We start from the raw sequence: 13,838 nt of genomic DNA on the forward strand, positions 1-13,838 counted from the left end.
TTTCACACTAATTTAAAATACCCCTTGCAAATATTGAGAGTTTAATTATGGCTGTATTACCTATCTTAATCCACCCTGACAAACGGCTACGCAAAACAGCCGAACCTGTATCTACATTTGACGCCGATCTCGCGCAGACGGTTGAAAATATGTTTGACACCATGTACGAAGCGCACGGCATTGGTTTGGCTGCAACGCAAGTCGATATCCATCGCCGCATCGTTGTTATGGACATTCCAGAAAACCCGGATTTTCCCGAAGCACCAAGCGGAAAACATGCGTTTATCAACCCGGAAATCATTCAGCACAATGAAGAAACAGCAATGGGGCAAGAAGGTTGCCTTTCTATCCCAAACCAATACGCAGACGTTGAGCGTTTTACCAAGATCACCTATCGCTATCAGGATCTTGAGGGAAATTCGCACGAATTTGAAGCAACTGGATTGCTGTGCGTCTGCATGCAGCACGAAATTGACCATTTGAATGGTGTACTGTTTATCGATCACCTTTCCCGCCTGAAGCGCGAGCGCATTGAGAAGAAACTGGCCAAAGAGATGAAGAACAGAAGCTAATGAGTAACAAAACAGCTGATATCTGGTTCGCAGGCACCCCGGAATTTGCCGCACACAGCCTACTCGAGTTAATCCGACATCCTGACTACCACGTCAGTGGCGTACTTACTCAGCCAGACAGACCAGCAGGACGTGGTCGCAAATTAAAAGCCAGCGCTGTCAAAGAAGCAGCGCTGGCACACGACATTCCTGTTGCGCAACCAGAAAAATTGCGCCAAGAGGAAATGCCTTTTGCCGACCGACCACGTCCAGATGTCATTATCGTCGCTGCTTACGGATTATTACTGCCACAATGGTTTCTCGATTATCCTCGGCTCGGCTGCATCAATATTCATGCATCACTTTTGCCACGCTGGCGTGGCGCAGCACCGATTCAGCGTGCCATTGAAGCTGGTGATGATGAAAGCGGCATTTGCATCATGCAAATGGATGCCGGGCTCGACACGGGTGCAGTATGGCTGGAAAAACGCCTAACAATCAAAGCAGAAGACGATGCAACCACCCTTCACAATCAGCTGATGGAACTTGGTGGTGAAGCCCTGATTGAAGCACTACCAACTATTCTTGCCCAACAATCGCAGCCTATTCCACAGGATAACGACCAAGCGACCTACGCACACAAGTTAAACAAAGCTGAAGCCGCAGTGAATTGGCAAGAAAGCGCCGAACTGATCAGCCGTAAAATTCGTGCATTCAGCGCTTTTCCGGTTGCACACGCCCAGCTTGACGGTAAAAGTGTACGCTTTTACCGTGGAGAAGCCCTCAATCAGCCCCATCACGCGCCACCCGGCACCGTTATCAAACACGACAAAGACGGTCTCGATATCGCAACCAGCGATGGCGTCATACGCATCATATCCCTGCAAATGCCAGGCAAACAAATCACCAGCGCTGCAGACCTACGCAACGGGCGCGACCTTACCGGACAACTATTTTCATGATTAACGCACGCCAAGCCGCACTCGAAACCATTCTCGCCGTTATCAAGCGCAAACAATCTCTCAGCCAACTGATGCCAGCTCAACGTAGCAACGTCCTCAGTGCAGACCAAGGGCTTTATCAAGCACTGGTCTATGGCACATTGCGTGAATATGAATCGCTCAGCAGCATCCGTGATGAACTCCTCAGCGCACCACTCGAGCGCCAAGCAGACGTCATCGGCACCATCATCAATCTGGGGCTTTATCAGCTATTGCGTATGCAGCTTGGCGATCACGGCGTTATCAATGAAACCGTCACGCTCGCCAAAGACAACCGCTGCCCTCAGGCACGCGGCCTGATCAACGCCATCCTGCGCCGTGCCCAACGTGAGCGCGAACAATGCCGTGAACTGCTCGATCAGCGCAAAGCGTACAATCTTCCGGCATGGCTAAAAGCCGCTTTCCCTGAAGACAAAGCAGCGCTCGCGGAAGTTTACACATGTCAGCCCCCCTTTACACTGCGCTTATCCCCCAAGATCAACCGTGAACAATGGCTGGGAGATTACCCAACTGCACGCAGCAACCCACTGGCACCACAAGCAGTGACGATACCGGCTGGCAGTGCCATTATTGACAGCGAAGCATTCGTTAGTGGCACTCTATCGGTACAAGACGGTGCAGCTCAGCTCGCGACACTGTTGCTCGACCCACAAAATGGGGAGCGCGTGCTTGATGCCTGTGCAGCTCCTGGTGGCAAAACTGGACACATCCTGGAATACGCACCGCAAGCTCAGGTTACGGCGCTTGATCAAGCCAACGAACGCCTCGAACAAGTCAAAGAAAACCTTGAACGTCTTGGTCAAACAGCCATTCTAAAGGCCACTGATGCCGCCCACTTCGATGACTGGTGGGATCAAGTTCCCTTTGATGCTGTATTGCTCGATGCACCATGCTCCGGTAGCGGCGTCATTCGTCGCCATCCCGACATAGCCTATCTGCGTAGCCGCAAAGACTTACAGCAATTCCCGAATGAGCAAATGCGCCTGATCGAAGCCTTATGGCAAACAGTCAAGCCCGGCGGTCGATTACTTTACGTCACCTGCTCCATTTTGCCTGCAGAAGGCGCTGAGTTGGTTCAAACATTCCTCACCGCACACAGCGATGCCCAACTTCGCCAGCTGAATCATCCAGCCTGTAGGGATACGGGCCACGGCCTGCTTCACCTCCCTGACGAAAATGGTGATGGATTCTTTTACGCTTTGCTGGATAAAGCACCATGAGACTATCGCACTTGCTGTATCTGTTTTGCTTTTTGAGTCATTTCGCTCATGCAGACATCACTTACCGCAATGGCCATTGCTTTATCGAAGATGGTCAAATCTATCTCTCTCAAGCGTATGACATTACACTCGCTGAAGAGCCGGTGAATGCCCTGAAAAGCGGCATCGTATTCTATTTTGTCTTCGATATTACTTTGGATGAGGATGACAGCTGGTTTGCTACTAGCCATCAATTACAACGCGAACGCATACTGCGCTATGACCACATATCGCGCCAGTTTATCGTTGAAGACCCGGTGACTCTGATCCAACAGGGTTTTATCAATGTTGATGCAGCACTTGAAGTGCTCGGTAATATTGAGCATATGGCGATTGCCAACACAAATTTGCTCAATGCAGAAGCAAAGCCTGTACTCAATAGCCAGCTGCGCCTCAATCTGGACAAACTACCCGTTTCTTTACGCTTGAGTACCTTACTCGACCAAGATTGGACCCTCAAAAGCGAGTCGTGGACATGTCAGCCAAGCGCATGAAGCTAAGCCGCGTGGTCTTCTCGCTGTTGGCGGGCGGCAGCTGTATTCTGCTGACATTATTTGCCATTTATGGATTAAGCCAGGCAGCCGTTAATGAAGGCCAGACCAGCGAACACTACCTCTCCTTGCTCATCCTTGCCGGTGTTGGGCTGGTCGTTTTGGTCAGTGTCATTATTTGGCAGATCGTTGCCTTGTGGCGTCATATTCGCCGGCGACGCAGCGGCGCACGTCTCACTGTATTTTTTGGGCTCTCGATGCTCACTGCGGCGCTACTCCCCGTCACCATCATCGCTTTTTTCTCGTGGCAGTTCCTTTCCTATGACCTCGGTAAAACCTTTAACCGACAGGTTTCCGCAACACTTGATGACGCACTCCAACTCACCCGTGAGGCCATCTCGCTACGTGCACGCCAAGCATTGGATGACACGCGCAATCTCAGTGTTCTGATTACGGACATGACCTACGGCGAACTGATCAATAACATCGAAGCAATGCGCCGCAACAATGACGCCATCGCACTGGCTGTTTTTGACTATCAAGGCAATATCGTCGCATTTGCTCACCGCAACCTTGATGTCATGACCGTACCTTCGCCTACACCGGAAGCACTGATCCGGGCCGATCAAGAACAAGAGTATTTTGAATTTACTAGCCATGATGATGAGTACAGCATTAACGTCCTCAGCAACATCAATAAACTCGGCCGTAATCCCTATTATTTACAGGCCGTCTTCTCGATGCCGGAATCTTTTAACTCACTGGCCAAGTCAGTGCGTGACAATTATCAAGAGCATCAGGCTTATACATATTTGCAGCCACACATCACGACTAGCCTTCTGCTAATTTTAATCATGATTTTGGCCTTAACCCTGCTATTTACCTTCTGGCTCAGTGTATTATTCGGTGAGCACATGACCCAACCATTGCGCACATTGATTACCGCGACCAGACGCATTGCCGATGGCGACTATCGCAGCCGCGTGGTTGGCCTGCCAAACAATGACCTCGGCGCCCTTGGCGACAATTTCAACCGCATGAGTATGGCGCTCAGTGAAGCTCAGCGCATCAACGACAGTACCCAGCGCCTGCTCGCAGAACAAAAAACCTACCTTGAGAAGCTGATGGACAACATCACAGCCGGCGTGATCGTATTGAACAGTGATGGACAAATCGAGCTTTACAACCGCAACGCCCAGCACATCCTCGAAATTGATCTCACGCAACGCAATACGGGCACTACAGATCAGCCACCAGCTGACAGCCTTGATGAACTACTCCTTGCCACAGCCGAGCAGCGCACAAGCGATAAAGACAACTGGCAGCAGCAGATCACCCTCAGTCAAGCCAGTACACGCCGCGTGATCATGTGCCGTGGTACGCGCCTACACGACCCGGACAACCATACCAGCGTCAGCATCTTGGTCTTTGATGACGTCACCGATCTGATTCACAATCAGCGTAACGCAGCGTGGGAAGAAGTTGCTCGCCGCCTTGCCCACGAAATCAAAAATCCGCTAACGCCAATTCGCCTACAAAGTGAACGCCTACAGCTCAAGCTCGCAGACAAGCTACACGATGAAAAAGACTTGCGCATTTTGCATCGCGCAACGGATATGATCATCAACCAAGTCGATGCCATGAAAGAAATGGTCAGTGATTTCAGTCAGTTTGCCAAGCCCATAGAACTGCGCCGCAAACACGTCGACATCAATCATCTGCTGCAAGAAATTTGCGACCTCTATCCTGAGCATAACCTTCACGTTGAAGCTGACACACAATTGCCACTGGTGATTGCTGATCCGGTCAAGCTACGTCAGGTTTTTATCAACTTAACCAAAAATGCCTTTGAAGCTGCTGGTGAAGGTGGGCAGGCCATTTGGTATACCGAGCACACCGATAATCAGGTAACCATCACCATTTGCGACAGCGGAAAAGGCTTCAATGATCTCGAACACGATCCTTTCGAGCCATACGTCACCAGCAAAAGCAAAGGTACAGGGCTGGGGCTAGCGATCGTCAAAAAAATCATTCAAGAGCACAGCGGACAAATCACCATCGGTAACAGCAGTGCCCTAGGCGGTGCTAAAATCACCATCATCTTACCCATTAATACAGCACATGAATAAAGACACCAGCATCCTCATCGTCGACGACGAACCCATGATTTTTGAAACCATTGCCGACATTCTTGAAGATGAAGGCTATCGTGTATTCACCGCTGAAAATGCCGAAATAGCGCGGGAGCTATACCGTGAGCACACCCCGGATCTCGCCTTGCTTGATATCTGGATGCCCGATACAGATGGCATTACACTGCTACGCGAATGGCAGGAAAATGGCAATAACCACACCATGACCATCATGATGAGTGGGCACGGCAATATCGAAACTGCCGTTGAAGCGACCAAGCTTGGTGCTTATGATTTTCTTGAAAAGCCGCTTTCAACCGGCAAAATGCTGCTGATTATCAACCGTGCCTTACAAACGCAGAACCTGCAAGCACAAAATACCACGCTACGCTCGCGCCTGGACCCACCGGCTGAACTGATCGGCAACAGCAGCCTGATGAATGAGCTGCGCCAGCGTGCAGAGCAACTTGCAGATAAAAGTGCTCCACTAACCATCACCGGGAATGCCGGTAGTGGCAAGCAGCAAGTAGCGCGCTATATTCACCAACACAGCGCACGCAAGCAAAACCGCTTTATCAGCGTCAATATCGCAGCCATGGACGCAGAACGTATGCTTGTACACCTCATCGGCGACGGTAAAAAGCCCGGCATGATTAGCCAAGCTGATGGCAGTACGCTCTATATAGACGAAGCCAGCCAGCTTAATGAGGAATCACAGGCGCTACTCAGTGAGTTACTCGAACACGGCGAATACCTGGGGCAAGATGGCATCAAGCATAGCGTTGATGTACGTCTGATTTTCGCTAGCCGCTTACCGCTCAATCTACTCAAAGAACAACTCAACCCGGCTTTGTTTGACCAGATCACCGTCTCCACCCTACATACATCCGATTTGCGCGAACACAGCGAAGATCTCCCGGATCTTCTCGATTATTTTGCACGCCACTTTGCCGACAGTGAAGAAATGCCTTATCGCCACTTTACTCTGCCTGCACAAAACTTCCTGCGCCAGCAAACATGGTCAGGCAATATCCGCGAAGTACGCAATCTCGTCCAGCGCTTATTGCTCAAAAGTGAAGACCCGGAAGTTGGCCTTGAAGAAGCTCAAGAATCCTTGAAACCGTTGGATACACCGGCTCAGGAAGACACATGGTCGCAAATCATTCCCAAAGATCTATCGCTACGTGAAGCCAGAGAGATGTTTGAGCATCAATATTTGCTCGAGCAATTCCGCCACTGCGACGGCAACGTCGCACAGCTGGCCGGGCGAGTCGGCATGGATCGCACCAATCTATACCGCAAGCTGCGCAGCCTTGGTATCGACCCAACCCAAAAGCCAAATTAATCGGCATTCACTACGAATAAGTGATAGAGATATAAGGCTGTAAATTGCTTGCTTAGTTATCATGATGCGGCTCAGCCTCACCTGGCCGCATTTGCTTGGCACAATCAAACTGCCAAATGGAATCAACCACGCCGTGTTCACTGCGAATAAACAAGCGATGATGTACTTCGCGTATAAAGCTTTTATCTGTAACCAGCATATCGCTCGCTTCGTGATAATCCAAAGCACGCTTCGCCTGCCAACGCGCCACCTCACGGATAGATTGCTCCGGTGCATGGCGCCAAATGGCTGCGAGTATTTTTTGCCCACGTTCGGCAATATCAAGGTTACCCGCACCATCGCGAAGCATTGGATCAAATGGCTGCACAATTAAATCCTGCTCAACCAATGGTTCTATACTCAGGCGGTAATACGGCACTTCAGGCTGCCCATCACGGCTGGGTTTGACGCTGATCATGATATTGGCAAGAACCGTCATGATCTTAATCGCCGTACCCGGATCATTCACCGCAGGAGATAATGCCCGTTGCGCGACCTCACTCAATATAATCAAACCATAACGCGGATCTTGATCGTAACTGCGGTTATCTTGCACCACAAAGCAATCCCGCAATGCTTTGATATTCTGATGTTGGGGCTCATAGCCATATAGCTTTGCCAAAGTATCACCCGGATAAAGTAGTTTGCCCGGGCGCACAGTGATGTGAAGCCGGTAATTACCGGCTGAGGCAAGTTCGTTGAGCATTGCCATATTGATGTGGGTCAAATAGCCGGTTTCATGATTATTCAACCACATCACCGGCTCACCATCGGGCTCAGTGCCCGCTGCACCGAGAAATGGTTCCGCTCGGTATGTAGCAACCGTGGCCTTGGCCTGCTGCTCAATTTTTCGGATTGTATTGCTCATTCGCCCCAGCTGAGAGAGCGTAAAAACCCAGCGAATCAATGTGATGATCAAATAGATGAGCACCAGAACCGTCGCGACAAATAACACAAAGCGACCATTTTGATGATAGTAGCCCATGCCAAGTGCCGTCTTGGCGATCACCGCATAAATGAACGCCGAAATAAAACTTGCGATGGCTACCCGTGTATTGTCGTCAGCCATTACCAGCTGCGTCGCGCGAGGAGTTGCACCACTCGAAGCCGAGGCAAATGCTGACACCATAATCGACAGAGAAAATGTGGTGACAGCCAACATGCTGCTCGACAATACATCAAGCAAATCATCTATCGTTTCCAACTGTATATCCGGAAAACTAAAGTCTTGCGGTAATAGGAAGCGTGGCATGACGGCTGCTAGTGCCGCCATTGTAATGGCAAATAAAGCACCCAATGCCGGTGTCGCCCAAAGGGTATTTTGCGGCCGACGCAGCCATAGCCAGAAACGATACATAGCAAATTCCGTCTCAAAAAGCGTCATGATATATCAACTTACCACCTTTGCCGGATATTCATCACAGCATTGATCTACACAAACAGCTTTACGGATTAATATGCGCCTCAGCATTGACTTCCCCCATCAATCCATGACAATAACCGCTGCTAATCACACCAATCTTCATGCCAAGGAGTACCGTAGTGCTGACATTTCGCACCTTACTCGCCTTTATCTGCCTATCGTGCATCAATACATTTGCACAGCAAATTACGCCGCCACCGGCCACTGACCCTGTTGACCAACCTGAGCAAGCCGTGGCTGTTGAGCCAGTTGCTCGTGATGACGCGATCGCCAAGCGTATCCGCGAAATCATGGTTACAACCGGCTGGTACAAAGACATCAAAGTGCGCGTTGATGAAGGTGTCGTCTTTCTCGACGGGCTTTCTGGTACTGAAGATCAGCGGGTTTGGGCAAGAAACTTGGCCAACAAAACACAAGATGTCGTTGCAGTGGTTAACCGCATCCAAGTTGACCCGACCCCGCATTGGAGCTTTCGCCCTGCTTACAATGAACTGAAAAGGTTGGTTTATCGCTTTGTCGGCGTCCTGCCGTTGATTATTCTTGCGATCGTCATTTTGCCTTTAGCATGGCTGCTCGCCAAGTTAGTTTATCGCATCATGAACGGCTTTTTGGCACGACGCATTGACTCACCACTACTGACTGACATCGTTGCCAAAGTAATCGCCACGCCAGCCCTATTGATCGGCCTGTATGTCGTCTTGCAAGTTGCCGGCTTGACCAGCATCGCACTGTCATTACTCGGCGGCGCGGGGGTGATCGGTATCGTACTTGGCTTCGCTTTCCGCGACATCGCCGAGAACTTCCTCGCCAGCCTGCTACTCAGCATTCGTCGGCCATTCCGTGCTGGCGATTTAATCGAAGTTGCCGAACAAACTGGCATTGTCCAAAACATGAATACGCGCACCACCATTCTGCTTTCACCAGAAGGTAATCACATCCAAATCCCTAATGCCACCGTGTTTAAAAGCATTATTAATAACTATAGTGCATCAGATGCACGGCGTAATGTGCTCAGTATTGGCATTGGCTATGATGCCCCAGTAAGTATGGCACAAAGCCTACTGATCGAAATTGTCGGTAGCCATGAGGCCGTACAAAAAGATCCGCCACCACTGGCTCTGGTCGACACCCTTGGCGCCGCCACAGTTAATTTAAAAGTCTATTATTGGTACAACGGCGCACAATACGACAAACTCAAAGTGCAATCTGCCTTGCTACGCCTGATCAAGCGCAAACTCACTGATGCAGGTATATCCATGCCGGACGATGCACGTGAAGTCATCTTCCCTCAAGGTGTACCGATTATTCAGGCAGGTAGTGAACCACAGCCATCTTCTGCCAGCAGCACTCAGCCAGAACAAATGCCACAGCGCAGCGAGCAAGACGAACAAAGTGTGACCCCAGCCGAAGGTGATCTCGTTAATGAACGTAAAGACATTGAGGCCCAGAGCGCTAATGCAGATTTACCAGAAAGCCAACAGAATCTTTTGAAGGACTAAGCAACATGCCAACCAATGAATCCGACATCAATCAATCAGGCATCCGCGTTGATCCTGAGCAAGTTGCCATTGAATCAGGGTGGAAACGCGCCTTATACGATGAGTTCAGCGCACCATACTTTAGCGTGATCAAGCAAAATTTACTCGAAGCAAAGCATGCAGGTAAAGTCATCTACCCACCCGGCAAGCAGATTTTTAATGCCTTTGACCGAACCCCTTTTGACCAAGTCCGTGTCGTGATTATCGGTCAGGACCCTTACCACAGGCGAGGCCAGGCAATGGGGCTTTCATTTTCCGTACCGCAAGGGATAGCTGTACCACCCTCGCTAAAAAATATTTACAAGGAACTCGCCCGTAGTATTGAAGGTTTCCGCGTGCCAAACCATGGCGACTTATCCGCATGGGCCGAGCAAGGCGTGTTATTACTCAATGCCTCACTAACGGTTGAAGAAGGAAACGCTGGCAGCCATTCGCGCATTGGTTGGCAACAATTCACCAACGCTGCCATTGCCCGCCTTTCCGAGCAACGCGAAGGTATTATCTTTCTTTTATGGGGAAATTTTGCCAAGCAGAAAGCCGCATTAATCGATCAAGAAAAGCACCATATTCTTACCGCAGTCCACCCTTCACCGCTGGCTGGTGGTGCTTTTATCGGTTGCAATCATTTCGCAGAAACCAACCGTATTCTGCAAGCGCGAGGTGAAAAGCCAATCAACTGGCAAATTTAAGCAAACGCTGCCCATAAAAAAGCCGGGGTCAAAGCCCGGCTTTTTTGCATAAGCATGAGGTAAAAAATTACAGTGCACCAACGCCCGAATTAACACTCCAAGACTGTGTACGGCCTTTGGATTCTGTGAAGTTGTAGTCAACAACGCGCCCTGTTGCCAGAGAGATCAACACTTCCAAATACTGCGACTCTTGGCGTGCCGTTACTGCATTATCAGCAAGCAGGCCACCCGCAACAGCACCAAGCGAACCGGCAATAACCGAACCACTACCACCGCCAATTTGGCTACCAAGTAAACCACCGGCAATCGCACCACCTGTGCCCGCTGCAGCCTTCTTGATCTCATCACTATTGCGATAGCCATAAGTCAGCTTTTTAACACCTGTTTTTTGGTTCAACTCCAATGTCACAGGTTCACCAAACATGGCACGAATCTGCTGTTCAGTCGTAACACCACGCTGAATTTGGTTCACTTGAGCATAATCCATACGCGTGCCCGTAGCGATACAGCCTGATAGAAAAGTTATAGCCAACAAGCCAGCCAGCCCATATTTCAATAAAGATTTCATACTAACTCCCTACACTTAATAAAAATTCATTTAAGAGCAAAAACCGATAATCGTCAAGCTCTTACACCAGCTATTTTTTACAGATACATTCTCATGAAATACCCATCATTGCCGATAATCAGAATAGCCGATATTCTGAAATACTGCTATTGCAAGTTTTCGAGACCAAGTTCATTATAAATTGCCTTATCCGAGATAAATAACTTTCCATGCACGCATTTTTCTCGACAAAACGTTTTATTGTTCTGATCGCTCTACTCATGGGGCTGACCGCCTTTGGCATAGATGCAGTGTTACCCGCATTTCCAGAAATGACGACCGACTTTTCACTGCCACTTGCGGAGGAGAACCGTATCCAACAAGTCGTATTCATGTTCATGCTTGGCTTCGCCTTATTTCAATTACCCTTCGGTACATTAGCTGATGTTTTTGGGCGTAAAATCATCCTCTGCACCGGTATCGTGATTTATATCATTGCCTCGGCTTCCGTCATATTCATTGATGACTTCACCTACCTGCTGATAGCACGCTTTATGCAAGGCGTCGGGCTTGCAGCACCGCGTGTTATCAGCCTAACTGTAGTACGGGATGTCAGCTCCGGTCGGCTGATGTCAAAAATCATGTCATTTGTCATGATGGTATTTATTATTATCCCGGTCATGGCGCCAGCTATAGGCCAAGTTGCGCTCAATTACGGCTCGTGGCACAACATATTTTGGCTATTCGTCATGATGGGCTCAATCGCGCTGGCATGGGTCATCATTGATCTCCCTGAAACCCTGCACGCAGAACACCGTAGCCGTTTCAGCATGGCCAATATTGGCCATGCCATCAATCAATGCCTTACTCATAAACCAACCCTGATTTACCTTGCCATGCTCGGCATGCTATTTGCGATGCTCATGATATACATTAGCCAATCCGAACAAATATTTCAGCGCGACGTCTATGCACTCGGCGACCTCTTCCCGCTCATCTTTGGCATCACCGCCAGCGGTATGGTGCTAGCCTCACTGCTCAACTCAAAGCTGGTCATGCGTCTTGGGATGCATAAAATGGTTCACTACGCACTCATTGCCATGTTAGTCAGTGATACCAGCATGCTATTTGCGACAATGTTATTTAGCGGCAAAATGCCATTATTGCTTTTTGTCGCGTTGCTGATGGTTCATATGTTTTGCTACAGCATACTCATGCCCAACCTCAATAGCCTGATTCTCGAACCACATGCCAAAATTGCCGGCACTGCATCAGCATTGGTTGGATCAGTCATGACAATTATTGGCGTCGCAATTGCACACTTCATCTCAGGCCTATTCAACGGAACGCTCTACCCAATTGCCATCGGCTATATCAGCATCACCGCCTCAGTATTTATACTGAATATTGTCGTCTGCCGCATAACGCACCATCAACAGGAAAGAGCCAATACTGATTATGGCACTTAAAATAACGTTGATATTATTTGTATAATTTTTATTCACAAACTACCTTCAGCCCGACAGCATGATAAACTGACAAGTGACGTTTACTAAAATACCATTTAAGGAGATAAAAATGGATCCACGTGTAGAAAAGCTTGAATCTGACTTGGCTGACGTTCGTAAGGACTTTGCTGAAATCAGTAAGACACTGAAAAGCCTCGCAGAGAGCAAAGCTGATGAATATCAAAACCGTGCACGTCGTGCGTATTACGACGCTGCTGACCGCGCCCAAAACATCTGGGAAGACGTCAGCGACGCTGGTGAAGAATACTACTACCGCGCACGCGATCAGTTCAGCGACAGCATTGATGACCTGAACGACTGTGTTCGTGAGAAGCCACTGCAGTCACTTGCTATCGTTGCAGGTATTGGCTTTGTTATCGGCTTCCTGACTCGCCGTTAATGAGAGCATTACTGAAAGCCCTTTTTGTTAAAGGCCTCGTACAGTTTGGTGTCAGTGCGGGACTTAAATCGAAAGCGCCGAAGTATATTTTGCTGAAAATCATTGCTGGCTGCCTATTTTTGGTAGCCAGTATCTTCGCGTTAATTGCCGGGCATGAAATTCTACTTGAATACTACGATCGCCCGATTGTTAACCTGATTTTTGCCGCTGGCTTTGCATTAATCGCCATCATCATTTTGATTACGGTCTCAATTAAGCGCAAGCAGCATCAAAGCAAAAGCCCTATCGACGCTCCTCTGCGAACTCTTGAACAGTTGGGTGATCGTGCTCAAGTTCAGGCCAAGTATCTCGGTGAAAAAGCCGAAACGGTTATCCGCCGTAAGCCAAGTAAAGCGGTACTTGGTGTAGCGCTTGTTTCACTGATTCTCGGCTGGCGTACTGCTCGGAAGAGATAAACAAGCCCATCTGTTATAAAAAAGCGCCGTAATGGCGCTTTTTTATTGCCTGATCTTTCAAAACATATCATCCAACCAATACCAAGCTAAACGCTATGTAGAAATTATTATTCAACAACAAAAAAGCCGCCTGAAACAGGCGGCTTTACAGCAAGATAATGCTTAATCTCTTGGTTTGCTCTCAGCAACCCGAGCTTTGAGTTTTTGGCCGGCTTTAAAGCTAACCACACGGCGGGCAGAAATAGGAATTTCTTCACCGGTTTTTGGGTTACGACCAGGGCGCTGACTTTTGTCACGCAATTCAAAGTTGCCGAAGCCGGATAGTTTTACCGGCTCACCATCAGCCAGACATGCACGGATTTCTTCAAACATGTCATCAACCATTTGCTTGGCATCATGGCGTTCGAGCCCTACCTGCAAAATAATCGATTCGACGATATCGGCTTTGGTTAATGTCATG

Annotated in this window: 14 protein-coding genes; 11 read left to right on the forward strand and 3 right to left on the reverse strand. The window is 49.0% G+C overall.

All coding sequences use genetic code 11. From position 1 onward, the window contains the following. Positions 1 to 47 precede the first annotated feature (47 nt). Genes def through KRX19_09700 form a run of 6 tightly spaced genes read left to right on the forward strand, consistent with a single transcriptional unit; the run spans position 48 to position 6,779 of the window. On the forward strand, positions 48 to 572 hold the full coding sequence (gene def / locus KRX19_09675; protein MBV7435292.1) for a peptide deformylase: 525 nt from the start codon (positions 48 to 50) through the stop codon (positions 570 to 572). Beyond that, the gene (fmt, locus tag KRX19_09680; GenBank protein ID MBV7435293.1) at positions 572 to 1,513 is read left to right on the forward strand and encodes a methionyl-tRNA formyltransferase; all 942 of its coding nucleotides are present in this window, start codon (positions 572 to 574) and stop codon (positions 1,511 to 1,513) included. Before def ends, fmt begins: the two co-directional genes overlap by 1 nt. Continuing rightward, positions 1,513 to 2,772: a 16S rRNA (cytosine(967)-C(5))-methyltransferase RsmB gene (rsmB, locus tag KRX19_09685; protein MBV7435294.1), complete on the forward strand. Its 1,260-nt coding sequence runs from the start codon at positions 1,513 to 1,515 to the stop codon at positions 2,770 to 2,772. Before fmt ends, rsmB begins: the two co-directional genes overlap by 1 nt. Beyond that, complete coding sequence (locus tag KRX19_09690) at positions 2,769 to 3,305, forward strand: DUF4390 domain-containing protein (protein MBV7435295.1); 537 nt, start codon at positions 2,769 to 2,771, stop codon at positions 3,303 to 3,305. The genes rsmB and KRX19_09690 overlap by 4 nt, the downstream gene beginning before the upstream one ends. Then, positions 3,287 to 5,431, forward strand: coding sequence for a HAMP domain-containing protein (locus KRX19_09695; protein MBV7435296.1), 2,145 nt, complete (start codon positions 3,287 to 3,289; stop codon positions 5,429 to 5,431). Before KRX19_09690 ends, KRX19_09695 begins: the two co-directional genes overlap by 19 nt. Next, entirely contained in the window at positions 5,424 to 6,779 is a 1,356-nt protein-coding gene (locus KRX19_09700; protein MBV7435297.1) for a sigma-54 dependent transcriptional regulator, read from the forward strand. The genes KRX19_09695 and KRX19_09700 overlap by 8 nt, the downstream gene beginning before the upstream one ends. 52 nt (positions 6,780 to 6,831) lie before the next feature. Here the strand turns inward: KRX19_09700 and KRX19_09705 are convergent, their stop codons facing one another. After that, positions 6,832 to 8,175 carry a DUF2254 domain-containing protein gene (locus KRX19_09705; protein ID MBV7435298.1) on the reverse strand — a complete coding sequence of 448 codons (1,344 nt, stop codon included), beginning with the start codon at positions 8,173 to 8,175 and terminating at the stop codon, positions 6,832 to 6,834. A gap of 185 nt (positions 8,176 to 8,360) precedes the next feature. On the opposite strand from KRX19_09705, the gene KRX19_09710 reads away from it, so the two are divergent. Together KRX19_09710 and ung are read left to right on the forward strand one after the other, a co-directional pair. Continuing rightward, the gene (locus KRX19_09710) at positions 8,361 to 9,740 is read left to right on the forward strand and encodes a mechanosensitive ion channel (GenBank protein MBV7435299.1); all 1,380 of its coding nucleotides are present in this window, start codon (positions 8,361 to 8,363) and stop codon (positions 9,738 to 9,740) included. A 5-nt stretch (positions 9,741 to 9,745) separates the two neighbouring features. Next, the gene (gene ung, locus KRX19_09715; GenBank protein MBV7435300.1) at positions 9,746 to 10,468 is read left to right on the forward strand and encodes a uracil-DNA glycosylase; all 723 of its coding nucleotides are present in this window, start codon (positions 9,746 to 9,748) and stop codon (positions 10,466 to 10,468) included. Positions 10,469 to 10,535: 67 nt separating this feature from the next. On the opposite strand, the gene KRX19_09720 is transcribed toward ung, so the two are convergent. Then, positions 10,536 to 11,036, reverse strand: a complete 501-nt coding sequence (locus tag KRX19_09720; protein ID MBV7435301.1) for a hypothetical protein — start codon at positions 11,034 to 11,036, stop codon at positions 10,536 to 10,538. 209 nt (positions 11,037 to 11,245) lie between these two features. Between KRX19_09720 and KRX19_09725 the strand changes: the two genes are divergently transcribed. The 3 genes from KRX19_09725 to KRX19_09735 all read left to right on the forward strand — a co-directional run bounded on the left by KRX19_09725 (position 11,246) and on the right by KRX19_09735 (position 13,378). Beyond that, positions 11,246 to 12,484 (forward strand): multidrug effflux MFS transporter, encoded by a 1,239-nt coding sequence (locus tag KRX19_09725; protein MBV7435302.1) that lies wholly within the window; start codon positions 11,246 to 11,248, stop codon positions 12,482 to 12,484. A 109-nt stretch (positions 12,485 to 12,593) separates the two neighbouring features. Next, positions 12,594 to 12,923 (forward strand): DUF883 family protein, encoded by a 330-nt coding sequence (locus KRX19_09730; GenBank protein ID MBV7435303.1) that lies wholly within the window; start codon positions 12,594 to 12,596, stop codon positions 12,921 to 12,923. Positions 12,924 to 13,012: 89 nt separating this feature from the next. Continuing rightward, a complete protein-coding gene (locus KRX19_09735; protein MBV7435304.1) occupies positions 13,013 to 13,378 on the forward strand; it encodes a hypothetical protein in 366 nt (121 codons plus the stop codon). Positions 13,379 to 13,540: 162 nt separating this feature from the next. On the opposite strand, the gene KRX19_09740 is transcribed toward KRX19_09735, so the two are convergent. Continuing rightward, complete coding sequence (locus KRX19_09740; GenBank protein MBV7435305.1) at positions 13,541 to 13,837, reverse strand: integration host factor subunit alpha; 297 nt, start codon at positions 13,835 to 13,837, stop codon at positions 13,541 to 13,543. Position 13,838: the final 1 nt, after the last annotated feature.

This window comes from Cardiobacteriaceae bacterium TAE3-ERU3 (assembly GCA_019218315.1).
Taxonomy (GTDB): Bacteria; Pseudomonadota; Gammaproteobacteria; order Cardiobacteriales; family Cardiobacteriaceae; genus JAHUUI01.